Here is a 24981-nt window from a genome sequence, read left to right on the forward strand (position 1 = left end):
CCCCAAAAAACCCCCTTACAAAACCAATCTCCCCCCCCCCCCCCCTCCCCCAAACACCCCCAACCCCCCCCCCCCCCACACCCCCGCGGCCCCTTCACGACCACAACGGGTCGTGAAGGCCGACGTCATGTTCAGGCCGTGGATGTCACCAACAGTGTCACGGTGTCGGCGGGGGCGTACGAGGGGTGGGCCCGGGTCGGGGTGTGCCCGGCAGCGCTGCGACCGGGGCGTCAGCAGCCCTGCCAGAGTCGGGTCATGACGCGGACGCCGAAGCGCAGGCCCTCCAGCGGGACGCGTTCGTCCACGCCGTGGAAGAGCCGGCCGTAGTCCAGGTCGTGCGGGAGCTTGAGGCCCTTGAAGCCGAAGCAGCGGATGCCCAGGTGGGTGAAGGCCTTGGCGTCCGTGCCGCCGGGGTTGCAGTACGGGACGGGGTGGCCGTCCGGGTCCTCGGCGCGTACGGCTGCGCACATGGCGTCGACCAGCGGGCCGTCGAACGTCGTCTCCATGGCGATGTCGTGGTTGACCCACGCACGAGTGACCGAGGGGAGGAGGAGCCGGTCGATGGTGTCGATCAGCTCCTGCTCGTGGCCGGGCAGGAAGCGGCCGTCCACCCGGGCGGTCGCCTTTCCGGGGATGACGTTGGTCTGGTAGCCGGCGTTGAACATGGTGGGGTTCGCGGAGTTGCGGAGCACCACCTGCATGAAGTCGGCGACCGGTCCCAGCCGGGCGAGGCTGCCCTCGATGTCGTCCTCGTCGAACTCGACACCGTAGAGGCGGGCGGCCTCCACGAGCAGGGCGCGTACCGGTTCGATCAGTCGGATCGGGAAGGTCTCGCGGCCGATGCGGGCCAGCGACTCGGCGAGGTCGGTGACGGCGTTCTCGTCGTTGGGGGACGAGCCGTGGCCGGCCCGGCCGGTGGCGGTGAGCTCCATCCAGGCCATGCCGCGCTGGGCGTTCTCGATCGGGTAGAGGCGACGGGTGTCGTCGAGGGCGAAGGAGAAGCCGCCGCCCTCGCCGATCGCCTCGGTGACCCCGGCGAAGAGCTCCGGCCGGTGCTCGACCAGCCAGTGGGCGCCGAACTTCCCGCCCGCCTCCTCGTCGGCGAGGAAGGCGAGGACCAGGTCGCGTGAGGGCCTGGTGCCGGTGCGGGCGAAGTGGCGGGCGGTGGCCAGCATGACGGCCACCGTGTCCTTCATGTCGATCGCGCCCCGGCCCCACAGGTAGCCGTCGCGGATCTCGCCGGAGAACGGCGGGACCTGCCACTCGGAGGCGTCGGCGGGGACCACGTCCAGGTGGCCGTGGACCAGGAGGGCACCGCGCGCGGGGTCGCTGCCCGCGATGCGGGCGATGACATTGGCGCGGCCCGGGGCGGATTCGACCAGTTCGGAGTCGATGCCCACCTCGGCGAGGCGGCCCACCACCCAGTCGGCGGCGGCGCGCTCGTTGCTGGTGGGGTTGGAGGTGTCGAACCTGATCAGTTCGGCACAGAGGTCGATGACCTCGTCCTGGGCCAGGTCGGAGGCCGGGACGAACGGGGTGGTGGGACCGGGGGTGGTCATGCTGCTCCCACGGGGTTCGACGTGCGGGCGGCGGGGGCGGCGTCCTCGTCGTCCAGGGTGGAGGTGCCGTACGCCTTCACCCAGCCCAGCAGGCCGAGGACGCTGTACAGCAGGAAGGCGGTGGCCAGCGAGTTCAGGGCCGGGATGCCGCCGTCGTAGAACTTACCGACACAGAACGCGGCGATCCAGATCAGGATGGACATCGGCACCCAGGTCGGCGAGGAGGCCGGCAGGGTCTCGGACTCGCGGGTGTCGTCCAGCGGCTTGCGCATCTTCTTCACGACCCAGTACTCGGCCACGATGATGCCGCCGATCGGGGGAATGGCGACGCCGAGGACGGAGAGGAACTCGGTGAAGTGGGTCATGATCCCGACCGCGGACAGGGCCGTGCCGGCGATGCCGAGGACGATCGTGACCGCGCCGCGGTGCAGTCGCTTGCCGAAGACGACCTGGAAGAAGTTGACGACGCCGAGCGAGGAGCCGTACAGGTTCCAGTCGTTGATCTTGGCGGTGGACATCAGGACCACGATGACACCGAAGGCGCCGGAGGTGGACAGCACGATGTGCGACACCTCGTTGCTCTTCACCAGGTGGCCCAGGAGCACACCGGTCAGGCCGACGAGGTACTCGGAGAGGATCATCGACGAGGCGCTCTGCAGGAAGACGTGCGAGCCCTTCCGGTTGTACCGGGTCATCTCGGGGGACACGATCGCGCCGGTCATGTAGCCGCCCGCGATGGCGGTGGCCGCGACGGCGAGCGGAATCGTCTGGCCGGGGGCCGGCGAGTGGATCAGGTCGCTGAGGGAGTGGTCCTTCAACGTGGAGACGATCGACCAGGCGACCATCGCGAAGAAGAGCGGTGTGACGATCTTGGCGAAGACGGCCATGTAGCGGAAGCCGAAGATCACCAGCACGGTGATGGCTATGCCGGCCAGGATGCACCACATCCAGGACGGGCCGCCGACCAGCGCCGAGACGCTGTTGCCGAAGATCGTGTTCTGGACGCCGAACCAGCCGACCAGGCTGACCGCGATGACAAAGCTGACCAGCGCCGAGCCGTTGCGGCCGAAACCGATCCAGCGGGTCAGCATCGGGGTCGCCAGTCCCTCGCGCATTCCGGCCAGACCGATGGCGAAGATCACGACTTCCAGGATCACCGCGCCGAGCGTGAAGGCGAGGAAGGCATCCCCGAAGGTCATGCCGACGCCGATGGTGGCGCCGAGGGTGAACTGCGAGATCGAGCCGGACTGGGCCAGCCACTGGAGCAGCATCGACCAGAAGCCGAACCGCTTGTCGCGCGGGACACGGGAGAGCGCGTAGTCGTCACTGCCGATGCTCTTGGCCTCAGGGGCCACGGCCTCGGTCTGCGGGGCGGCTGCCATCAGGACTCCTGGGGGGTACGGCCGAAGGTCTGCAGGTGAGCCAGCGACCCGTAGCGGTTGACGAGGTTGTCGAACTCCACCGCGTCGTGGAAGTCCAGGTGGCCGCTGCCGAAGGCCTTGGCGACCTCGACGGCGTAACGGGCGGCGGACGCGATGTCGCTCTCGTGACTCGCACCCGTGCCGCAGCCCGGCACCGCGGCGGCCGAGGTGATGGCCAGACCGACGACCGGGGCGGCCGTCGCGGTGGAGGGCTGCAGGATCGAATTGATGTGGTGTGCACCGTTACCGTACGGGGTGATGTCCTGGGTGGTCACCGGATACGTGACCAACGGCTCACCCGTCACCACGGCCAGCAGCTCGCCGAGCTGCTCGCAGACCCGGAGCACCCAGCCCTCCTTGACGGTGGGCGAGAGGGCGAGGCCCTTGTGGTTGATGATCCGGTTGCCCTTGGTGGTGTCGATGGAGAGCACGGCCTCCATCTCGTCGGTCACCTCGTGGCGGTTCATGGTGGCGATGTCCACGGGCGAGCCCATGAACGGCACCGGCTCGTGCGGCTCGGTCGGCGCGTTCGGGCAGATGTGGGTGGCGACGATCACGTCACCGGGCAGCACATCGCCGCGGCGGCGCATGTCGAGCAGCTTGGCGGCGGTGGCGATCGCGGCGACCGCGCCGTCGGCGTCGGAGACCATGCCGGTCACCTCGGGCCGGGCGCCGACGCCGCCGAGCCGGCCGACCACGCCCAGCGTGCGGGCATCGCCCCCGGACGCACGCCCTCGGGCGCCCGGGATGCGGACCTGCACGAAGTCCGTCGAGCCCCGCTCGCCGGTGACCGTGGTGACCTGCACCGACGCTCTCTCGGCCCCGCTCACGGAGCCGAGGTACTCGGCGACCGTCCTGCCCTTGACCTGGGGATCGTCCAGAAGATCGACGACGTCCAGTACGTACTTCAACATGGGGGGCCTTTCTCGCTCATCCAGGCACCCGGGCCGGCACTCGACGAGGAAGCGCGGGGCGGGGTGCTGAGGCAACATTCGAGATCGAGTAGCGTTGAGCGCAACTGTTTCCCGTTATTTGCAATTCAGGTCTGAATGGTGAGATGACGATGGCGGATTTCGATCTGGACCGGCGCACCCCCGCCGGGGCGCTGCAAACCGTCGACCGGGCCCTCCTGGTGCTGCTCGCCTTCGAGCGGACCCGGCCCGACTGGGGGGTCACCGAGGTCGCCGAGGAGTTCGGCTGGGACACCTCGGTGGCCCAGCGGCTGCTCGCCACCCTCGCCGGACGTGGCTTCCTGGTCTCCGACCCGGCCACCCGCCGCTACCGCATCGGCCCCGCCGTGCTGCGCCTGGGCCGGCTCTGGGAACGCTCCGGTTCCCTGGAGCTGCTGGCCGGACCGGTCCTGGAGGAGCTGCGCCGGGTCACCGGCGACACCGTCCTGTTCTGCTTGCCGGACAGCTTCCACATGCGGTGCGTCGCCGCGGAGGAAGGGCAGGCCGGGCCGCTGCGCTACTACCCGCTGGTCGGCGAGCTCTACCCGGCGCACGCCGGGGCGACCAGCAAGTCGTACTACGCGTATCTGCCCGACGAGCAGCGCCACCGGCTCTTCCGGGGCCGCCCGATGGCCCGGTTCACCGACCGGACGGTCACCGACCCGGACCGGCTGGAGGAGGAGTTCCTCAGGATCCGCGCCCAGGGGTACGCCTGGACGGTCGGCGAGTACGACACCGGAATCGCCACTGTCGCCGTACCGGTCTTCCTCGGTCGCGAACCCTACGGGAGCCTCAGCCTCGGCGGCGCCGCGGAACTCTTCGACGGGGCCCCCGAGGACCGGCTCGAACCCCTGCGCCACGCCGCCCAGTTGCTGGAGCGTCGGCTCACCCAGCCCCCGCAGCGCCCGAAACCCCGCACCCGCCGCCCCCGTACCGACCGATGAACCGGACCAGAACCAAGAGGAACCCCGTGAATCTGCTGCTGCTCTCCAACTCCACCCAGTACGGCCGCGGTTATCTGGAGCACGCTCTGGACACCGTCACCGCGTTCCTGCCCTCCGGCGCCCGGCTGGCCTTCGTCCCCTACGCGCTCGCCGACTACGCCGCGTACACCGCCCGCGTCCGTGACGCCCTCGCGCCGTCCGGCATCGACGTACACGGAGTCCATGAGAACGCCGACCCGGTTGCCGAACTCGCCGCGTCCGACGCCGTGTTCATCGGGGGCGGCAACTCCTTCCGGCTGCTGAGCGCGCTGTACCGGACCGGTCTGCGGGACGCCGTGATCGAGGCGGTGCGCGGCGGTATGCCGTACATGGGGGCCAGTGCGGGGACGAACATGGCGGCGCCCACCCTCCGGACCACCAACGACATGCCGATCGTGCAGCCGCCGTCCTTCGAGACGCTGGGCCTCGTCCCCTTCCAGATCAACCCGCACTACCTGGACCCGGACCCGGAGAGCACGCACAAGGGCGAGACCCGTGAGGAGCGGCTCACCGAGTTCCTGGAGGAGAACGACGTGCCGGTGCTCGGCCTGCGCGAAGGGTCGTGGCTGCGGGTCGAGGGGCGCCGGGCCCGGGTGCAGGGCGCTCACCCCGCCCGGCTGTTCATCCGCGGCGCCGAGCCGCAGGAACTCCCGGCAGGGTCGGACGTCTCTCATCTGCTCACCACGACACCGCGGTTCGACGCTCCGGTGCGCTGACCGCCGCCAGCACCAGATCCGTTTCAACCGGCCGCCCGTCGCCCGGGTAGGCCGCCGGGTGGGCGCACGGCGCGTACCCGGTGGCCGAACCGGCCAGCACATAGGTGCCGCGGGCCGGGGCGGCCAGCAGGTAGTGGCCGTCCTCGTCCGCCACGGTGAGACCGGCCTGACGGCCCCGGTGGTCGATCAGTGTGACGTTGGCGCGGGACACCGCCGCGCCGTCCGCGTCCAGTACCCGGCCGCGGAAGCCGCCCGAGCCGGTGACCGGCCGGGTCGCCGAGAGCGCGGGGACCGACGCGTCGTCGTTGCCGCCCACCGGCGGCTTCGGGTGCGTCGCAGCGCGCTGCGACGGCAGGAACGCGGCCAGCACCAGCCCGATCGCCACCGCGCCGGTGGCGATCAGGAACGACAGGCGGAAGCCGGTCATCGAGGGCATCGGCACACCGCCCGTCCGTACCGCGGTGTTCGCAAGAACCATGCCGATCACGGCACTGGAGACCGAGGTGCCGATCGACCGCATCAGGGTGTTCAGCCCGGTGGCCGCACCCGTCTCGGACGGGTCGACGGCCCCGATGATCAGAGTGGGCAGCGAGGAGTACGCAAGTCCGATACCGGCCCCCAGCACCACCGTGATCACCACGGCCTGCCAGGCCGCACTCATCAGTCCGAGCCCGGCCCCATAGCCGATCGCGATGACCAGCATGCCGAGCATCAGCGACACCTTGGGGCCGCGACGGGCGGACAGTCGGGCGTAGAGCGGGGCGACCAGCATCATCGTCAGACCGAGCGGCGCCACGCACAGCCCGGCGACCACCATCGACTGCCCGAGGCCGTATCCGGTCGACGCCGGCAGCTGGAGCAACTGAGGCAGGACCAGCGAGACGGCGTAGAAGGCGACCCCGACCATGATCGAGGCGAGGTTGGTGAGCAGCACCTCGCGGCGGGCCGTGGTCCGCAGATCGACCAGTGGCGCCGGGCTGCGCAGCTCGAAGAGGCCCCAGAGGAAGAGAATCACCAGGGCCGCGGCGATCAGCCCGAGCGTGCTGCCCGAAGTCCAGCCCCAGTCACCGCCCTTGGTGACCGGCAGGAGCAGGCAGACCAGACCCAGCGACAGCCCGAGTGCGCCGACCAGGTCGAACCGTCCCGGGGCCCGCAGCGTGGTCTCCGGGACGAGGAGGACGGTGAGCGCCATCGACAGCACACCGAGCCCGGCCGCTCCGAAGAACAGGGCGTGCCAGTCGGCGTGCTGGGCGACGAGCGCGGCGGCGGGCATCGCGAGACCGCCGCCCACCCCGATCGAGGAACTCATCAGCGCCATCGCCGAGCCGAGCTTCTCACCCGGCAGCTGGTCGCGCATGATCCCGATACCCAGCGGAATGACCCCCATGGCGAACCCCTGGAGGGCGCGCCCCACGATCATCACCACGAGGTCATCCGTGAAGGCGCATATCAGTGAACCGAACACCATCACCGCGAGACAGGCGAGCAGCATCTTCCGCTTGCCGTGGAGGTCGCCGAGGCGCCCCATGATCGGGGTGGCCACGGCGCCCGTGAGCAGGGTCGCGGTCATCACCCAGGTCGCGTCGGCCGGTTGGGTGTGCAGCAGGGCGGGCAGATCCTTGATGACGGGGACGAGCAGGGTCTGCATCACCGCGACGGTGATGCCGGCGAAGGCGAGTACGGGGACGACCCCGCCGCCCGCCGTGCGGGTGCGCGGATCGAGGTGTTCTCCGGCGTGCTGTCCGTTCGTCGTCTGTGGCATGCGTACGGCCTCCGGGCGGCAGATCGAGGGTTTCTGACGAGGCGTGGACGCCTGTTGCGGGCAGCTCCGCCCGCCAGGTCCGTGCACCGTGAACCTTCAGCATGCCCCGGGGTATTCCGGTGAACGCGACAGAAAAGGGGCGCAACCGCGCGCCCGGTGTCCTGTCCGACTGAACGTTGCGAAAACTGATCCTGGTGACCTGTAATTCGCAACCTCCACTGGGACAGGTGAGGCCCAGAACGTCTCCCTGTGGGTTGCGTAATCGGCGATATGTTGGGCGCCAAGGCGCTGAGGGAGGACTCTCGGATGGGGTGTGTCAGATCAGCCTGAGCCGCTCGCGCGGCGGGTCTTCGGGATCGAAGTTGCCGAAGGAGAGTGACTCGAATGTCCGTCCCGGCCCGCTCTGAAGAGCCATTGCCGCTGACGCGTCGACAGGCGCAACGAAGAACTTGACGATGATGCTCACCCGGGCATCATGCCTGACTGCCCACGGCCTTGATCGGCCGGATAAGTCCTGGACGATCTCGACGAAACATCTCGGTGGCAGGGTCTGGCTGCGGTGTGCGAAGGTGCCGCGCATGGGTAACTCGCAGGCATATCCGGTCTTCCGTACCACCAACGCCGAAGAGGCATGGACGCAGGCACTGCGCCTGAACGCTCTGCTGGAGGAGCGGGGCGACGAGGTGACCTTGATGGCAAATCTGCTGACCGTGGAGGACACGCGGCGTATGGCCGCGGCGCTGCCCGGCGCAGGATTCCACTACGCGGATACCCGGGTGGACCCAGCGACGGGTGACTTCCTGGACTTCGGCTTGGACATCGGCACCGCGGAGCACTCCGTGCTGGAGGCGGAACTCCCTCTGTCCGTCATGCACTACGTCGCACCGGGCACCGTGGAGCACCGGTTCGTGGAGGCGGTGGGCCGGGGTATCGCCTCGATCGACTTGACCGGCAGGTGGCCAGACGATCCGGAGACGGAATCGTACGGCATCTCGAAGTACGACGGCGTGGAAGTCCTCTTCAACTGCGACGACGTGAACTGGTTGCAGCGGACCGATCACCACACCGTGTTCGTGCACGTCGACAAGTGGGGCGATCTCCCACGAGCCAAGGGCCTGGCCGCGTATCTCGGCAGCACCGTGCTGGGGGAGGCCCAGCTCGGGTGGTGAAGCGCCGACTCTCGGAGCGTTCACCTGTCGGGAGGAGCACAGATCGCTTTCACGTAGCCGGCGGCGGTGCCTTTGGGCTGTCCGTTGTCCGCGTCCGTCCGTACGCGGGGCGGGACGTTCAGGTGCACGCCGACAGGCGCCAACGACGGTTACGGCCGAGTCGACAGCCGACCAGTCCGTCGGCTCGATGTTCTCGGAGATGAAGAAGCGGTCGATCACTCCGATCTCGCCGGACGGAACGCGGACTCTGAGCCCGTAGCGCATGTGTCCAACCACCGTGCCCTATACAGCCCCTGCCGTCGCCGTCATCCAATGCTTCCCTGACCTTCCGTCAGATTGGAACGTGTTCTACTCTTGCGCCGTTCCAGTGGCTTCGACCGGCGAGGATCCGCATGGGCATCGGAATCACCGAAGAACACCAGGAGTTGGCGCGGGCCGCGCGCGGGGGACTGTCCCGTGCCGTGCCACCGGAGCACCTGCGCAAACTTCTCGACGCGAACGCTCCCGATGCCCCCGGCGTGCGCCCCGGGCACTGGGACATGCTCGCCGAACAGGGCCTGATCGCCCTCCATCTGCCCGAGGAGTACGGGGGCGGGGGCGGCGGACTCCTCGACCTCGCCGTGGTCCTGGAGGAGGCGGGCCGGGCCGTGCACCCCGGCCCGTATCTCGCGAACGCCCTCGCCTCCGCCGTCCTGCACACCTCGGGAGCGGACGACCTGGTACGCGACCTCGCGGTCGGCGCCCGCATCGGCGCCGTCGTCCTCGGCCCCGGCACACTCACCTCCGTGCAGCACGCGGACGGCCATCTGCTCGACGGTACGGCCCCGCCCGTCCTCTCCGGCACCGACGCCGACCTCCTCCTGCTCCCCGCCGAATCGGCCACCGGCACCCTCTGGTTCGCCGTCGACACCGCCGCCGAAGGACTCACCGTCCGCCCGCACCGCGGCGCCGACCCGACCCGCCCCACGGCCGAGGTCCACGCCGAGGGCGTACTCGTCCCCATCACGCGTGTCCTGCGGACCGACCGTGCGCAGGTGCGCGATCTCGCCGCCGTCCTCTTCTCCGCCGAAGCGTGCGGGACCGCGGCCCGCGCACTGGAGACCGCCACCGACTACGCCAAGGTCCGCGAACAGTTCGGCCGGCCCATCGGGCAGTTCCAGGGGATCAAGCACCTCTGTGCCGAGATGCTCGTCCGGGTCGAACGGGCCCGCGCACTGGTGTGGGACGCGGCCCGCGCCGCCGACGAGGAGCAGGATCCGGACGTGCGGTCCATGGTCGCCGCCCTCGCCGCGGCGGATGCCCTCGACGCCGCGTACGACTGTGCCAAGGACTGCATCCAGATCCTCGGCGGCATCGGCTTCACCTGGGAGCACGACGCCCATCTGTATCTGCGCCGGGCCCTGGTGGCCCGGCAGTTGCTGGGGGCTGGTGACAGCCACCGGCAGCGGGCCGTACGGCTGGCCGCGGGCGGCGCCCGTCGGGGACTCACGCTCGAACTCCCCGCCGAGGCCGCCACCCACCGCGCCGAGGCGCGCGAGGCCGTCGCCGTGGCGCGAGGCCTCGACCCCAGGGCCGCCCGCCGCGCCCTCGCACCGACCGGATACGCCGCCCCGCACCTCCCCGCCCCCTACGGACTGGGCGCGGGTCCCGTCCAACAACTCGCCATACAGCGAGAGTTGAGGGAACAGGGCGTGCGCCTCAGCGACCTGTCCATCGCCACTTGGGTGATCCCCTCGCTGCTCGCCCACGGGACGGCCGAGCAGCAGGACCGCTACCTGCTGCCCACCCTGAGCGGCGAACTCCTGTGGTGCCAGCTGTTCTCCGAACCCGGTGCGGGCTCCGACCTCGCCTCGCTGCGGACGAAGGCGGAGCGGACCGAGGAGGGCTGGCGGATCAACGGCCAGAAGGTCTGGACGAGCGCCGCCCAAGGGGCCGACCACGGCATCCTGCTGGCCAGGACCGACCCGGACGCCCCCAAGCACCAGGGCATCGGCTACTTCATCGTCGACATGAAGAACACCGAGGGCATCGACATCCGCCCGCTGAAGGAGATCACCGGCGACTGCCTCTTCAACGAGGTGTACTTCGACGACGTCCTGCTGCCCGCCGACGCCGTCGTCGGCAAACCGGACGACGGCTGGCGGGTCGCCCGCAACACGCTGGGCAACGAACGCGTCCACATGGCCGACCAGATGAGCTTCGACACCGGACTCGAAGCACTGATCGCCCGCTCCGGCGAACTCGACGGCGCGTACCGGGCCCGTATCGGAGCACTCGCCGCCGAGGCCCACGCACTGGCCTGCATCGGACTGCGGACCACCCTGCAACAGGTGTCCGGACTCGAACCCGGTGCCGGAGCCTCCGTCCGCAAACTCGTCCAGACCGTCCACCAGCAGAAGACCGCCGAACTGGCCCTCGAACTCCTCGGCCCCGGCGGTGCGGTCGCCGAAGGGGCCGGCGAGCGGGTCGTGCACGGCTTCCTGATGTCCCGCTGCCTGACCATCGCGGGCGGCACCACCCAGGTCCAGCTCAATGTCGTTGCCGAGCGCATCCTCGGCCTCCCGCGTGACTGAAGGGACTACCCATGACGCCCGTGAAGACCCTGAAGCCCATGAAACTCATGAAGGCGTACGTCATCGGTGTCGGCATGACGAAGTTCGAGAAGCCCGAGACCCGCGACTGGCAGTACTGGGACATGGTGAAGGAGGCCGGGACGGCGGCGCTCGCCGATGCCTCGCTCACCTACGACCAGGTGCAGCAGGCCGTCGTCGGCTACTGCTTCCAGCCCTCGACCGCCGGGCAGCGTGCCGTCTACGGACTCGGGCTGACCGGAGTGCCCGTCTACAACGTCAACAACAACTGCGCCACCGGCTCCACCGCGCTGATGATGGCCAGACAGTTCGTCGAGGGCGGCGGCAGCGACTGCGTCCTGGCGCTCGGCTTCGAGAAGATGGCGCGCGGAGCACTCGGCGGCGGCGGTGCCGACGGCGGCGCCGCCGACTTCAAGACCTCACCCGTCGCCCGGCACTACGGGGTCATGGCCGCCGCCCACGGCTTCGAGATGAGCCCGCCCACCGCCCAGATCTTCGGCAACGCGGCCCGCGAGCACATGGAGCGGTACGGGACGACCGAGGCACAGCTTGCCGCGGTCGGCGCCAAGAACCACCGGCACTCGGTGAACAACCCGTACGCCCAGTTCCAGGACCCGTACACGGTCGAGGAGATCCTCGCCGCGAAGACCATCCACCGCCCGCTGACCAAGCTCCAGTGCTCGCCCACCTCCGACGGGTCGGCGGCCGCCGTCGTCGTGTCGGAACGCTTCGTCGAGCGCCATGGCCTGGGCGACCGGGCCGTCGAGATCGTCGCCCAGGCCATGACCACCGACACCGACGACTCCTTCGCCTCCGGCACCTGCATCGACGCCGTGGGGCAGCCGATGTCGCGGGAGGCCGCCCGGCAGGTGTACGAGACCTCCGGGCTCTCGGCAGCCGACCTCGACGTCATCGAACTGCACGACTGCTTCTCCATCAACGAACTCCTCACCTACGAGGCGCTCGGGCTGTGCGGCGAGGGCGAGTCCGGGAAGCTCGTCGAGTCCGGGGCCACCACGTACGGCGGCCGGTGGGTGGTCAACCCGTCCGGCGGGCTGATCTCCAAGGGGCACCCGCTCGGCGCCACCGGCATCGCCCAGGTCGCCGAACTCACCTGGCAGCTCAGGGGCGAGGCGCAGCGCAGGCAGGTGGAGGGCGCACGGGTCGGCCTGGCGCACAACATCGGGCTGGGCGGTGCGGCGGTGGTGACGCTGCTCCGGCGGTAGGGGCGCGTACCGGTCTTGCCGATCGCCGACGACAGGTGGTTCCGCACCGTCGACTCGGACAGGTGCCGGGAGCCCTGCCGAACCCGCCGGTGTGCCGTCAAGAGAGCAGAAGAAGCCAGGACGGAGGGGTAGGGGTAGCGGAGAACTTGTCTGTACGCCGACAATGCGGTCACCCTTCGCCGCCCGGGGGTCACCGGGCTCCCGGGCCGAACCGAGAGGACCGACCAACACCATGCGCAAGCCTCTCCTCGCCACCCTCGCCGTCGTTGCCCTCGCTTCCGCCGCCTTGGCGGGCACTGCGGGCACGGCAACCGCGGCACCCGACCGCGTGAGCGGGTCGATCCCCGCTGCCGCGACGGCCGCCGGGCACTCCGACAGCCCGTCCGTCGCGGTGGCGGCCACCTCCTTCGCCGGCACCGTGGCGCTCAGCAACTGCTCGGGCTCCCTGGTCCGCATGCCGAACTCGCAGTCGACGGACCCGGGGCTGGTCATGACGAACGGCCACTGCCTCGAAACCGGCTTCCCGAGTGCGGGGCAGGTCATCACCAACCAGTCCTCCACGCGCAGCTTCACGCTGCTCAACGCCTCGGCGGGCACCGCCGGAACGCTCAAGGCGAACAAGGTCGTCTACGCGACGATGACCGACACGGACGTCACGCTCTACCAACTGACCAAGACCTACGCCCAGATACAGCAGTCCACGGGTATCGCGCCGCTGACGCTGTCCGCGACCCATCCGGTGCAGGGGCGTGCGATCGACGTGGTCTCCGGCTACTGGAAGCGGGTCTACTCCTGCTCCGTCGACGGATTCGCTTACCGCTTGAAGGAAGGTCAGTGGACCTTCAAGGACTCCGTCCGCTACACGTCGGGGTGCAACGTCATCGGGGGAACCTCCGGCTCCCCTGTCATCGACACGACGACCGGGCAGGTCACGGCGATCAACAACACCATCAACGAGAGCGGTGAAAGCTGCACCCTGGACAACCCCTGCGAGGTGGACGAGCAGGGGACCGTCACCGTCCACGAGGGGATCGGTTACGCCCAGGAGACCTACGGCATCCCTGCCTGCTTCACGACGGGCAACGTACTCGACCTGTCGGCCACGGGCTGCACGCTTCCGAAGCCGACAGCGGTGTCGGCGCGCTGAACCGGCGCCCGGCGCCTTCTCCGCGGACACGTGCGCCGGGTCGCGGTCCGGACTCGATCGGCCGTAGCGACACCGGCTGTCCGGGCTGACAGGAGATGCTCGGTCGCGGTGAGGCCCCGGTCGATCAGGGATGCTGTTGGTCAATCCGGGGCCTTCGCCGCGGCCGGGGCCGTGGTGTGGGTGCGCCGCCCCGGCGGCGGGCGCGGACCGGCTGCCGGGCGTGAGCCCGGCCCGGTGTCGGCACTCGATCCCCGATCGAGTCGCGGGGGGTCGGCGACTCGGGTCTCTGAGTCCCGTCGTTGCAGGTCAGAGGCGATTCTCACGCTTCGGTCAAGCGGTGGACGGCACGCACGGTGAAAGCTCCCGAGGCGGGAACCGTCCTGCCCGTGGACCGCGTCTCTCGGCTTCGTCAGGTACATCAACAGCGTCTATTCTCCTGTGAGTTACGCCGTTGACCAGGCGGGAAGAGCGGGGAGTCGCACCACCATGAGCGGTACGAGCGGGGACGGACGCGACGAGCTGGACGACGGCGTCGACGGGGGTATCGAGCCGCTCGCGGTGAACGACCCCCCGCGCATCGGGCCGTATCTGCTGCTCGGGCGGCTCGGTGCGGGTGGCATGGGGCGGGTGTTCCTCGCACGGTCGGACAGCGGGCGGACCGTGGCCGTGAAGGTGGTGCACGAAGAGCACGTCTCCGACGAGCAGTTCAGGGAGCGGTTCCGTCGGGAGATCGAGGCGGCGCGGAGGGTCGGTGAGCGGTATACGGCACCGGTGCTTGACGCGGGCCCGGACGATGAACAGCCGTGGGTCGCCACGGGGTACGTTCCCGGACTCTCGCTCGAGCAGGTCGTCCGGTCGTACGGGCCGTTGCCGGCCGCGTCCGTGCACGCCCTCGCCGAAGGGTTGCTGAAGGCACTCAAGGACATTCACGGCGCCGGGATCGTTCACCGCGACCTGAAGCCGTCCAATGTGATGCTCACCGTGGACGGCACGAAGGTCATTGACTTCGGGATCGCGCGGGCGCTCGAGACGACCGTCGAGTCCTTGTTGACCAGCACGGGGATGGTCATCGGCTCTCCCGGATTCATGTCGCCGGAGCAGGTGCGCGGGCAGCGCGCGGGGGCCGGGAGCGATGTGTTCACCCTCGGGTGCGTGCTGACGTACGCGGCGACCGGGCAGTTGCCGTTCGGGCAGAGGGCGAGTAATCAGCACGCGGTGATGTTCCAGATCGTGGAGGGCGAGCCCGACCTGACCCGGGTCGAGGACGCCGCGCTGCGGTCGCTCATCGCCCGGTGCCTGACGAAGGATATGGACCAACGGCCCGGCGTCGACGAGCTGTTGGAGGACCCCGAGCGGCCGCGTGCCCGCGCCGCGCGCGGCGCCTGGCTCCCTGCCGACGTCGTCGCGCACCTCGCGCAGCAGTCCGCACGGCTGCTCGACGCCGAGGCGGTGCCGCTGCGGGAGGAGTCCGTGGACGTGGCGACCGTCGGGCTGCGGCAGAAGGGCGGACCCCCCGAAGCCGTCCCGACGGGCCAGGGCACCACGACGCGACGGCGGGAGCTCGAACGGCGGCCTCGCCGTTTCAGGCTCATCGTTTTGCCCATCGCTGCCGTCATCACCGTCGGCGGTGGCACGGCCTATCTGATCCAGCCCTTCTCGGGCGATGGGGAAGGGACGCGCGCCCAGCCACCGAGCAGCAGTGCGAGTGACGCTCCGGGTGGCAGCAACGCACCGAGTTCCCCCACGAGTTCACCCTCCAGGAGTGGAGAGGGGAAGGGCGAGGACGACGGCAAGGGCAAGGACGGTGAGAAGAGGCAGGACGACGAGGACGAGCTGGACGCACCGGACGCCCGGGAGAGCAAGGGAAGTTCATCCACCGACGGAAGCGGTTCCGGCGGCAGCGGCACCAGTGACGGGTCCGGATCCACAGGGTCGTCCGGCTCCACCGGGTCGTCCGGTACTTCGGACTCGGGCGGTGGAAGTTCGTCCACCTCCGGCAGTTCGTCCTCCGGCTCGCGACCGCCCGCCTTGACGAGCTACAAGGCTGCGTACACCCACTCCTGTGTCGGCGCGTGCGACATGCCTCTCAAGGTCAGCTGGTCGCCGATCTCCCGAGCGACCCGGTACGACATCCACTACACGAACAAGGGCAGCAACTTCACCGAGAAGAACGTCGACACCGTCCACTCGACCGGCAGCACCAGCTACACGATCACAGGGCCGTACTCCGGCGACCAGATCTGTGTCACGGTGCGTGCGGCCAACCAGTACGGCGCTTCCGCGTGGGCGGAGACCCTGTGCGACACGGTGCCGTACTGACCTCGATCATTCGAGAACCTGACGCTGTGTCAGCAATAGTCTTCACAACTGCTGGGTGCTGCGTTATACATGGGGTCACCGGCTAGAACGCGTTCTAGAACGGACGTGGTGGCCGGTCCCGCACGACCTCGGTGCGGCCGACGGTGCGGACGGTCGTGCCGAGGTCTTCCCACCATCAAGGAGCGGCCTTCCCATGCCCATTGATGCCGAAAAGGCGGTCGCCGCCGAACCCCGGTCCACCCGGATCGGCTGGGACCACAAGGACGTGCAGCTCTACCACCTGGGCATCGGCGCCGGAGCCGACCCCGACCGGGCCGACGCCGCCACCGACCCCGACGAGCTGCGCTACACCCTGGAGTCCCGGCTCCAGGTGCTGCCCTCCTTCGCCACCGTCGCGGGCGCGGGCATGGGCGTGGTCGGCGGACTCTCCTCGCCCGGCGTCGACATCGACCTCGCCGCCGTCCTGCACGGCGGGCAGAGCGTGCGCGTGCACCGGCCGATCCCCGTGAAGGGCAGCGCCGTACAGACATCGAGGGTCGCCGCCGTCTACGACAAGGGCAAGGCGGCCGTGCTGGTGCTGCGCACCGAGGCCGCCGACGAAGAAGGCCCGCTGTGGTCCAACGACGCCCAGATCTTCGTCCGGGGCGAGGGCGGCTTCGGTGGCGAACGCGGCCCGTCCGAGCGGATCGCGTACCCCGCCGTCGCCCCCGACCACGTCGTGGAGCGGCCGATCCGCCCGGACCAGGCGCTGCTCTACCGGCTCTCCGGGGACTGGAACCCGCTGCACGCCGATCCCGAGTTCGCCCGGCTCGCCGGCTTCGACCGGCCGATCCTGCACGGACTGTGCACCTACGGCATGACGCTCAAGGCCGTCACCGACACGGTGCTCGGCGGCGACGTGACCCGTATCCGCTCCTACCGCACCCGTTTCGCCGGGATCGTCTTCCCCGGCGAGACCCTCCGCATCCGGATGTGGACCGGCAAGGACAACGTCCGGGTCGAGGTGCGGGCCGTCGAGCGGGACGACGCCCCGGTCCTCGGCGACACCGTCCTCGAACACTCCTGAACCAACTCCAAGAGGTCCACCGGCCCATGAGGGGAGCCGCACCATGCGCGCAGCCGTACTGCACGAGATCGGCCAGTCCAAACTGGAAGTCCTCGACGACATCGAGGCAGTGGGCTTCGGCCCCGGCAAGGTCAGAATCCGCATCCGGGCCACCGGACTGTGTCACTCCGACATCTCCGCGATGAGCGGCGTGCTGCCGCAGCCCGCCCCCTTCATCCCCGGCCACGAGGGCGCGGGCGAGGTCGTCGAGGTCGGCGACGGCGTCACCGGGCTGAAGGCGGGGGACCGGGTGCTGGTCTGCTGGCTGCCCGCATGCGGGGTGTGCCCGTCCTGCCGGCGCGGCCAGACCCACCTCTGCCTGGCCGGCTTCATGAACGCGGGAACCCCCAACTTCAGGCGGCCCGGGGGCGAGGTGTTCGGCTTCGCCGGGACCGGGACCTTCACCGAGGAGGTCGTCCTGGACGCGGGCTGCGCGGTGCCGGTCCCCGACGACGTACCGTTCGAGATCGCCGCGCTGATCGGCTGCGGGGTGACCACGGGACTGGGCGCGGCCATCAACACCGCGAAGGTGGAGGCCGGTTCGTCGGTCGCCGTCATCGGCTGCGGCGGGGTCGGCATCTCCACGATCCAGGGAGCCAAGGTGCAGGGCGCCGCCCAGATCGTGGCCGTGGACCCGGTTGCCTCCCGCCGCGAGGCGGCGCTGCGGTTCGGTGCCACCGAGGCGGTGTCCCCGGACGAATTCGGCGACGCCAAGCAGCGGATCACCGCGGGCGAGGGCTTCGACTACGTCTTCGAGGTCGTCGGCAAGTCGGCCACCGCTCGCACGGCGTACGAGCAGACCCGGCGCGGCGGCACCCTCTGCATCGTCGGGGCGGGTGCGATGGACGACAACTTCCAGGTCAACATGTTCGAGCTGTTCTTCGACGAGAAGCGGATCCTGCCCTCCATGTACGGCGGCGGAGACGTGCTCAGGTCCTACGAACGGGCCATCGCGCTCTGGCGGGCCGGGCGGATCGATCTCGCCTCGATGATCACCCACCGGGTGCCGCTCGACGGCATCAACGACGCTCTCGACCAGATGCGGACCGGCGAGGCGCTGCGCACCTGCATCGAACTCTGACCCCGCTCTGTCCGTTCCCGCCCACCCGCTCTGTCCGTTCCCGCCCACCCGCCCTGTCCACATCCCTTCCGAGAGGCCCGAGACTCCGATGTCACCTTCCCTGTCTCTTCCCCTTCACGGCATGTCCGCGATCGTCACGGGCGCGGGCCGCGGCCTCGGACGCGCCGAAGCGCTGGAACTGGCCCGGCTCGGTGCGTCCGTCGTCGTCAACGACTACGGGCAGCCGGGCCGCGACGGCTCCGGCGAGGCATCCGCGACCCCCGCCGAGGAGGTCGTCGAGGAGATCCGGGCGGCGGGCGGCCGGGCGATCGCCCACCTCGGCGACGTGGCCGACCACGACCAGGCCCGCGGCCTGGTCGAACTGGCCGTCGGCACCTACGGAAAGCTCGACATCCTGGTCAACAACGCGGGCATCCTGCGCGACCGGATGGTCTTCTCGATGACCGAGGGCGAGTGGGACTCCGTCATCAGGGTCCACCTCAAGGGCCACTTCAACACCACGCGTTTCGCCGCGTCCCACTGGCGCACCCGCGCCAAGGAGTCCGGCGGACCGGTCCACGGCCGGATCATCAACACCTCGTCGGAGGCGTTCCTGGCCGGCTCGGCGGGACAGCCGAACTACGCGGCGGCCAAGGGCGGCATCGTCGGCCTGACCACCTCCACGGCCCTGGCCCTGGCCAGGTACGGCGTCACCGCCAACGTGATCTGCCCGCGGGCACGTACCCGGATGACCGAGGACGTGTTCGCGGGCTTCCAGGAACCGACGGGCGGCCGGCTCGACGCGCTCGCCCCCGAGCACGTCGCGCCGCTGGTCGGCTATCTCGCCTCGCCGGCCGCCGCCAAGGTCAACGGGCAGCTGCTCGTCGTGCACGGCGGCATGGTCGCGATCGTCGAACGCCCCCGGGTGGCGGCGAAGTTCGACGCGGCGAAGGAGACCTTCTCCTTCGACGAGCTGGACGAACTCCTCACCCCGTACTACGAGGACCGACCGGCGGGGGAGACCTTCGCCGCGGCGGAGGTGCTCGGCCTGAAACGCGGCTGACGGCCACGGAGACGGGTGGGCCCCCGGTAGCCGATCGGCTACCGGGGGCCCACCCGTCCCTCGTTGATCTTCCGCGCGGTCAGGCCGCTCTGCCGTCCCCCTCCGAGGGGCGGCGGTGGCGGCCGTGCGGCTGCGCCGACGCGTCGTCCGTCGACACCCCTCCTCGGTGCTTTCCGGAGCCGCCGGCTTCGCCCCGTTCCGCGTCCGCCTCCGGCGAGAGCGTCCGGGTCGTGTCGGTGCAGACTGCAGACATCTGTGAAGTCACCCCGTTGTTGTTCGTTTTACATGTGGTCACCAGGGCCGATGTGGCGACCGCACCACGATGCGGTCACCGACGGCGACCGGGTGGTCCGGGTGCGTAGCCCAGGTCCAGGATCTTAACCAGGCACCGTGCGCCCCATGAGCGGCGCCTGCCCCAGTGGAATCGGCCTGCACATCGGAAGACTCACCGTGGCACCGGACGGTTGCCCACCGCTTTCCTCGGCCGCTTCCGCCGCTCTCCCCGCCACCGGCCGCGCGCCGTGTTCCGCCGGTGCCTCCAGCAGCGCCACCCCGCACGCCACGTCCTCATGGCTGTAAGGGAGTTTGAGCACACCGTCCCGGGTCCATACACCGCGTCCGGCCCGCCATCCCTCGGGAGCGGCGAGCCGGTGCAGACGACGCTCCGCCGGGCGCCACACCCCGAGACTGCTGCCCGGCGCCCCATCGATGCGCAGGGCCACCGCGCAGCTCTCCGGCATCAGCATCTGCCCCGGCTGCACGGCGAACGGTGTCACGGTCGCGCCGGCCGGACGCAGGCACGCGGGGAAGCGCACCGGCAGACAGCTGCCCAGCACGCCCCATCCGAGCCGGTCGCCTCCCGGCGCGTCCGAACGGATCAGCAGCAGGCCGCTGTCCGCGTCGGCGAGCAGCAGCCGGTCATTGCTCTCGGGGGTGATCTGCAGCAGCGGCGTCACCTCACCGCCCCGCCCCAGATCGACGACCACCGCCTTGACCGGCCCGCCGCCCGGCATCTCCCGGTCCAGGGCCAGCAACCGGCCCGTCCCGTCCAGCCAGACCCCGCCGGAGCAGCGCCCCGGCACCCGGGCGACCAGTTCGGGACCGTGGGCCCCGCCCGCCACCAGCCAGACGTCGGAGCAGTGCGCGCCGACCGACAGCGCGTACGCGCTCGCTCCGTCCGGTGAGGGCGGCAACAGGGACGTTTCCGCGCATCCGACGGAGCCGAGCGGAAGTTCACCGGTACCGGGTCCGGTCGGATAGAGCAGTGAGAACGCGTGCCGGTCCGCGACCCGGCGCTGGATCAGCACCCGCCCGTCGGCCAGCGGCAGCACCTGGGAGTCGCGTTCCTCCGGCTGGTCGAGGGGGAGCGGTACGGCGTACGGCTCGTGCCCGTCGAGCGTCCAGCGCTCCACGAACCAGGCCTGCGCCGCGTCGGCCGGGTGGTCCGTGGCGACGGCTCCCCGGGTGAGCCGGGCCGCGTACGAACCGTCCGCGGCGATCGTGAACGGGGACGGGGCAGGGGCCGCCCCGGCGGGGACGTGCGGCGCGGCGTCCTCCGGGGCCGGGACCCCGGTGTCACCGGGGGGTCTGGCCGCCTCCATGGTTCCGTCCTCGATGGCGCAGGCAGTCATCGCTGGGTCACCTCCGGCAAACGAAGCTAGTTTTCGCGCTTCCTGCCGAACACCACGAGACCCGCAACGTCACCCATAAGGGTGACGATGCCCGGGTTCGCCTCGGAGTGAGGGGGTGGTTGTGCTCGATGTGGGGCGAATGCGTAAGGTAAGGCATTCCTAAGCTGAACCTGTGTGATCGTCAACTGGAGAAGTGATGTCCCTTCGTCGCCGCGGTACCGCCGCAGTCGGCCTGGCTGTGGCCGCCGCCCTTTCCCTTTCCGCCTGCGGAAGTGACGACTCCGGCAAGGACGCGTCGGACAGCGGCAGCGACAAGAAGGCTGCCGTCGCGACGGGCGGCAAGGACTTCGGCGACGCCGCGAAGAAGACGGCGGAGTACGGGACCGACGCCCAGGCCGGAGAGTTCCCCCGGACCCTCACCCACGCCATGGGCAAGACCGAGATCAAGTCCGCCCCCAAGCGGGTCGTCGTGCTGGACGTCGGCGAGTTCGACAACGTCGTCTCGCTGGGTGTGAAGCCGGTCGGCTACGCGCCCTCCGAGGGCGACGTGGCCATCCCCTCCTACCTGAAGAAGGCGGCGGGCGACCCGAAGAACGTCGGCACGATCAACAACCTCAACCTCGAGGCGATCGCCGGCCTGAAGCCCGACCTGATCCTCGGTAGCCAGCTGCGCGCCGCCGACAAGTACGACGCGCTCTCCAAGATCGCGCCCACCGTGTTCTCCATCCGCCCGGGCTTCACCTGGAAGGAGAACTACCTCCTCAACGCCGCGGCGCTGGACAAGACCGCCAAGGCGAAGAGCGAGCTCAGCGCCTATGAGGCGAACGCGAAGAAGCTCGGCGAGGACATCGGCCCGGACAAGCCGACCATCTCGATGGTCCGCTACCTGCCGGACCGTATCCGCCTCTACGCCAAGGCGTCCTTCATCGGCACGATCCTCGAGGACGTCGGTCTGCCGCGGCCCAAGAACCAGCAGATCGACGACCTCGCCGCGGAGATCAGCCCGGAGAAGATCGACGAGGCCGACGCCGACTGGATCTTCACCGGCGTCTACGGCGACGTGAAGGCCACCAAGCGGGACACCGCCCAGTCCAACCCGCTGTGGAAGAACCTCGAGGCGGTCAAGGAGGGCCGGGCCAAGGACGTCTCCGACGAGACCTGGTACCTCGGCCTCGGTGTCACGGCCGCGAACCTGGTCCTCGACGACCTCCGTGCCGACCTTGTGAAGTAACGACTTCCACGCACGCCGCCAGCCCGTCATCACGGGTCGACGAAGCCATGGACGACGGGGCACGGAGGGCAGGTAGCCTTTCCTTGTGCCCCGTCTGTCTGAAGTCCTCGCCGAGCTCGACGCCCTCTGGCCGCCCGAGCGGGCCGAAGGCTGGGACGCCGTCGGCACCGTGTGCGGAGACCCCGACGCCCAGGTCGACCGGGTGCTCTTCGCCGTCGACCCCGTCCAGACCATCGTCGACGAGGCCCGCCGGCTCGGCGCCCAGCTGATCGTCACCCACCACCCGCTCTATCTGCGGGGCACCACGACGGTCGCGGCCGGCACCTTCAAGGGCCGCGTCGTGCACACCCTCATCAAGCACGACATCGCGCTGCACGTCGCCCACACCAACGCCGACACCGCCGACCCGGGCGTCTCCGACGCCCTCGCCGGTGCGCTCGACCTGCGCGTCGAGAGGCCTCTCGTGCCGGATCCGTCCGATCCCACGGGCCGCCGCGGCCTCGGTCGCATCTGCGTGCTCGACCACCCCGAGAGCCTGGCCGACCTCGCCGCCCGCGCCGCCGCCCGGCTGCCCGCCACCGCGCAGGGCATCCGGCTTGCGGGCGACCCCGCAGCGACGGTGCGCACCGTCGCGGTCAGCGGCGGCTCCGGCGACAGCCTCTTCGACGCGGTGCGCGCCGCAGGCGTCGACGCCTTCCTCACCGCCGACCTGCGCCACCACCCGGCCTCCGAGGCGATCCAGCACTCCCCGCTCGGCCTGCTCGACGCCGCGCACTGGGCCACCGAATGGCCCTGGTGCGAACAGGCCGCAGCGCAGCTCGACGCGATTTCCGACCGCCACGGATGGGATCTGCGGGTCCATGTCTCGAAGCAGGTCACCGACCCCTGGACCACCACCACCCACCACTCTTCTGGAGCCCCCAACTGAACGCCGCGCCCGCCGACCAGATCCGTCTTCTCGATGTCCAGGCCCTCGACGTACGCCTGTCGCAGCTCGCACACCGGCGCAAGTCGCTGCCCGAGCACGCCGAGATCGAGTCGCTCACCAGCGACCTCGCCCAACTGCGTGACCTGCTGGTCGCCGCGCAGACCGAGGAGAGCGACACCACCCGCGAGCAGACCAAGGCGGAGCAGGACGTCGACCAGGTGCGCCAGCGCGCCACCCGCGACCAGCAGCGCCTGGACTCGGGCGCGGTGACCTCGCCCAAGGACCTGGAGAGCCTCCAGCGCGAGATCGCCTCGCTGGCCAAGCGTCAGGGCGACCTGGAGGACGTGGTCCTCGAGGTCATGGAGCGCCGCGAGTCCGCCCAGGAACGCGTCACCGAGCTGTCCGACCGGGTCGCCGCCGTCCAGTCCAAGGTCGACGACGCGACCGCCCGCCGCGACGCCGCGACCCGGGAACTCGACGACGAGGTCCAGACCGTCACCAAGGAGCGCGGGCTCGTGGCCGGTTCCGTTCCCGCGGACCTGCTGAAGCTGTACGACAAGCTCCGCGAGCAGCAGGGCGGGATCGGCGCGGCCCGCCTCTACCAGCGCCGCTGCGAGGGCTGCCGCCTCGAACTGAACATCACCGAGGTCAACGACGTGAAGGCCGCCTCCCCGGACACCGTCCTGCGCTGCGAGAACTGCCGCCGCATCCTGGTCCGCACGGCGGAGTCGGGCCTGTAATGACCCAGCCGCGCCGTTTCGTCATCGAGGCCGACGGCGGTTCCCGGGGCAACCCGGGGCCCGCCGGTTACGGCGCGGTCGTCATCGACCCGGGGACGGGCGAGACCCTCGCCGAGGCCGCGAAGTACATCGGCGTCGCGACGAACAACGTCGCCGAGTACCAGGGCCTCATCGCGGGCCTGGAGGCGGTGCGGGCACTGGTGCCGGACGCCTCGGCGCACACCGCGCTCCAGGTGCTGGTCCGGATGGACTCCAAGCTGGTCGTGGAACAGATGTCGGGCCGCTGGAAGATCAAGCACCCCGACATGAAGCCGCTCGCGGCACGGGCCGCCGCGATCCTGCCCGCCTCCGCCATCACCTACGAGTGGATCCCGCGGGAGAAGAACAAGCACGCGGACCGTCTCGCCAACGAGGCGATGGACGCGGGCAAACGCGGCAGGCAGTGGGAGCCGTCGGCCTCGACGGCTGCCCTCGACGTGCCCCGGTCCTCGACGACCGCCGTCCTGCCACCGGTCTCGGGCCCGCCCGGCGACGCGGCGGCGGGCGCGGCCAGGGCCCGCGCCGCACTGGCCGCCCGTCCCGCAGCGGCGTCCCCGGCGACGGCCGCCGCAGCCCCGGCCACACCCCAGGTGGGCTGGAGCGCGGCGCCCGATCTCGGGGCACCCGCCACCTTCGTCCTGCTGCGGCACGGTGAGACGGCCCTCACCCCCGAGAAGCGGTTCTCCGGCAGCGGCGGTAGCGATCCCGCCCTCTCGGCGACCGGCCGCCATCAGGCCGAACGCATCGCCCATGCGCTGGCCGCCCGGGGCACGATCGAGGAGATCGTCAGCTCCCCGCTGCGCCGCTGCCGCGAGACGGCGGCCGCGGTGGCGGCCCGGCTCGGCCTGGACGTCCGGATCGAGGACGGCCTGCGCGAGACGGACTTCGGTGCCTGGGAGGGGCTGACCTTCGCCGAGGTGCGCGAGCGCTACGGCCCCGACCTGGACACCTGGCTCGCCTCCGCCAAGGCGGCACCCACCGGGGGCGGCGAGAGCTTCGCCGAGGTCGCCCGCCGCGTCGCGGCCACCCGTGACCGCCTGACCTCCCGTTACGCGGGACGTACGGTCCTCCTGGTCACCCATGTGACGCCGATCAAGACCCTGGTCCGGCTGGCGCTCGGCGCCCCGCCGGAAGCGATGTTCCGCATGGAACTCTCGGCGGCCTCGGTGTCCGCGGTGGCGTACTACGCGGACGGGAACGCGTCCCTCAGGCTGCTGAACGACACCTCGCACCTGAGGGAGGAGCGCGAGCCCCGTCCGGCCGACCGCGCGGACGACGACGTACGCCGGGGCCTCTGAGTCGTAACGCTCCCCTGCGACAGGGGAGCGGACCCGGTGGGCT

The 24981-nt window shown here is 70.4% G+C and carries 20 protein-coding genes and 1 pseudogene; 14 read left to right on the forward strand and 7 right to left on the reverse strand.

Annotated elements, in window-relative coordinates; all coding sequences use genetic code 11:
- Positions 1-230 precede the first annotated feature (230 nt).
- The 3 genes from AB0L71_RS30010 to AB0L71_RS30020 are packed head-to-tail and all read right to left on the reverse strand — an operon-like array spanning position 231 to position 3894.
- Positions 231-1559: a M20/M25/M40 family metallo-hydrolase gene (locus AB0L71_RS30010; RefSeq protein WP_365248898.1), complete on the reverse strand. Its 1329-nt coding sequence runs from the start codon at positions 1557-1559 to the stop codon at positions 231-233.
- Entirely contained in the window at positions 1556-2941 is a 1386-nt protein-coding gene (locus AB0L71_RS30015; RefSeq protein WP_365248901.1) for a cytosine permease, read from the reverse strand. The genes AB0L71_RS30010 and AB0L71_RS30015 overlap by 4 nt, the downstream gene beginning before the upstream one ends.
- On the reverse strand, positions 2941-3894 hold the full coding sequence (locus tag AB0L71_RS30020) for a DUF1177 domain-containing protein (protein ID WP_365248904.1): 954 nt from the start codon (positions 3892-3894) through the stop codon (positions 2941-2943). The genes AB0L71_RS30015 and AB0L71_RS30020 overlap by 1 nt, the downstream gene beginning before the upstream one ends.
- A gap of 143 nt (positions 3895-4037) precedes the next feature.
- Between AB0L71_RS30020 and AB0L71_RS30025 the strand changes: the two genes are divergently transcribed.
- Together AB0L71_RS30025 and pepE are read left to right on the forward strand one after the other, a co-directional pair.
- Positions 4038-4874 (forward strand): IclR family transcriptional regulator, encoded by an 837-nt coding sequence (locus AB0L71_RS30025; RefSeq protein ID WP_365248907.1) that lies wholly within the window; start codon positions 4038-4040, stop codon positions 4872-4874.
- A gap of 26 nt (positions 4875-4900) precedes the next feature.
- Positions 4901-5629, forward strand: a complete 729-nt coding sequence (gene pepE, locus AB0L71_RS30030) for a dipeptidase PepE (protein ID WP_365248910.1) — start codon at positions 4901-4903, stop codon at positions 5627-5629.
- Here pepE and AB0L71_RS30035 read toward each other — a convergent pair.
- The gene (locus AB0L71_RS30035; protein WP_365248913.1) at positions 5592-7391 is read right to left on the reverse strand and encodes an MFS transporter; all 1800 of its coding nucleotides are present in this window, start codon (positions 7389-7391) and stop codon (positions 5592-5594) included. The genes pepE and AB0L71_RS30035 overlap by 38 nt on opposite strands.
- A gap of 316 nt (positions 7392-7707) precedes the next feature.
- On the reverse strand, positions 7708-7857 hold the full coding sequence (locus AB0L71_RS30040) for a hypothetical protein (protein ID WP_365248916.1): 150 nt from the start codon (positions 7855-7857) through the stop codon (positions 7708-7710).
- 112 nt (positions 7858-7969) lie between these two features.
- Between AB0L71_RS30040 and AB0L71_RS30045 the strand changes: the two genes are divergently transcribed.
- The 3 genes from AB0L71_RS30045 (at position 7970) to AB0L71_RS30055 (ending at position 12377) form a co-directional block, all read left to right on the forward strand.
- Positions 7970-8560, forward strand: coding sequence for a hypothetical protein (locus AB0L71_RS30045; RefSeq protein ID WP_365248919.1), 591 nt, complete (start codon positions 7970-7972; stop codon positions 8558-8560).
- Positions 8561-8952: 392 nt separating this feature from the next.
- Entirely contained in the window at positions 8953-11133 is a 2181-nt protein-coding gene (locus tag AB0L71_RS30050; RefSeq protein ID WP_365248922.1) for an acyl-CoA dehydrogenase, read from the forward strand.
- A 47-nt stretch (positions 11134-11180) separates the two neighbouring features.
- The gene (locus tag AB0L71_RS30055) at positions 11181-12377 is read left to right on the forward strand and encodes a lipid-transfer protein (RefSeq protein WP_365249051.1); all 1197 of its coding nucleotides are present in this window, start codon (positions 11181-11183) and stop codon (positions 12375-12377) included.
- A gap of 2 nt (positions 12378-12379) precedes the next feature.
- Here AB0L71_RS30055 and AB0L71_RS30060 read toward each other — a convergent pair.
- Positions 12380-12442: pseudogene (locus AB0L71_RS30060) on the reverse strand (DNA-binding response regulator); the annotation flags it as partial.
- Between the two features lie 167 nt (positions 12443-12609).
- Here AB0L71_RS30060 and AB0L71_RS30065 point away from each other — a divergent pair.
- The 5 genes from AB0L71_RS30065 to AB0L71_RS30085 all read left to right on the forward strand — a co-directional run bounded on the left by AB0L71_RS30065 (position 12610) and on the right by AB0L71_RS30085 (position 19071).
- Complete coding sequence (locus tag AB0L71_RS30065; RefSeq protein WP_365248926.1) at positions 12610-13524, forward strand: serine protease; 915 nt, start codon at positions 12610-12612, stop codon at positions 13522-13524.
- Positions 13525-14010: 486 nt separating this feature from the next.
- Positions 14011-15843, forward strand: coding sequence for a protein kinase (locus AB0L71_RS30070; RefSeq protein WP_365248929.1), 1833 nt, complete (start codon positions 14011-14013; stop codon positions 15841-15843).
- A 193-nt stretch (positions 15844-16036) separates the two neighbouring features.
- Positions 16037-16909: a MaoC/PaaZ C-terminal domain-containing protein gene (locus AB0L71_RS30075; protein WP_365248932.1), complete on the forward strand. Its 873-nt coding sequence runs from the start codon at positions 16037-16039 to the stop codon at positions 16907-16909.
- Positions 16910-16952: 43 nt separating this feature from the next.
- Positions 16953-18029 carry a Zn-dependent alcohol dehydrogenase gene (locus tag AB0L71_RS30080; protein WP_365248935.1) on the forward strand — a complete coding sequence of 359 codons (1077 nt, stop codon included), beginning with the start codon at positions 16953-16955 and terminating at the stop codon, positions 18027-18029.
- 88 nt (positions 18030-18117) lie between these two features.
- The gene (locus AB0L71_RS30085; protein ID WP_365248938.1) at positions 18118-19071 is read left to right on the forward strand and encodes a 3-oxoacyl-ACP reductase; all 954 of its coding nucleotides are present in this window, start codon (positions 18118-18120) and stop codon (positions 19069-19071) included.
- A gap of 377 nt (positions 19072-19448) precedes the next feature.
- Here the strand turns inward: AB0L71_RS30085 and AB0L71_RS30090 are convergent, their stop codons facing one another.
- Positions 19449-20702, reverse strand: coding sequence for a hypothetical protein (locus tag AB0L71_RS30090; protein WP_365248941.1), 1254 nt, complete (start codon positions 20700-20702; stop codon positions 19449-19451).
- A 196-nt stretch (positions 20703-20898) separates the two neighbouring features.
- On the opposite strand from AB0L71_RS30090, the gene AB0L71_RS30095 reads away from it, so the two are divergent.
- The 4 genes from AB0L71_RS30095 (at position 20899) to AB0L71_RS30110 (ending at position 24938) form a co-directional block, all read left to right on the forward strand.
- On the forward strand, positions 20899-21933 hold the full coding sequence (locus tag AB0L71_RS30095; protein ID WP_365248944.1) for an iron-siderophore ABC transporter substrate-binding protein: 1035 nt from the start codon (positions 20899-20901) through the stop codon (positions 21931-21933).
- Positions 21934-22018: 85 nt separating this feature from the next.
- Positions 22019-22861 carry a Nif3-like dinuclear metal center hexameric protein gene (locus tag AB0L71_RS30100; protein ID WP_365248947.1) on the forward strand — a complete coding sequence of 281 codons (843 nt, stop codon included), beginning with the start codon at positions 22019-22021 and terminating at the stop codon, positions 22859-22861.
- Positions 22858-23601 carry a C4-type zinc ribbon domain-containing protein gene (locus AB0L71_RS30105; RefSeq protein WP_365249054.1) on the forward strand — a complete coding sequence of 248 codons (744 nt, stop codon included), beginning with the start codon at positions 22858-22860 and terminating at the stop codon, positions 23599-23601. The genes AB0L71_RS30100 and AB0L71_RS30105 overlap by 4 nt, the downstream gene beginning before the upstream one ends.
- Positions 23601-24938: a bifunctional RNase H/acid phosphatase gene (locus tag AB0L71_RS30110; RefSeq protein WP_365248950.1), complete on the forward strand. Its 1338-nt coding sequence runs from the start codon at positions 23601-23603 to the stop codon at positions 24936-24938. Before AB0L71_RS30105 ends, AB0L71_RS30110 begins: the two co-directional genes overlap by 1 nt.
- Positions 24939-24981 lie beyond the last annotated feature (43 nt).

The organism is Streptomyces sp. NPDC052052, assembly GCF_040680455.1.
GTDB lineage: Bacteria > Actinomycetota > Actinomycetes > Streptomycetales > Streptomycetaceae > Streptomyces.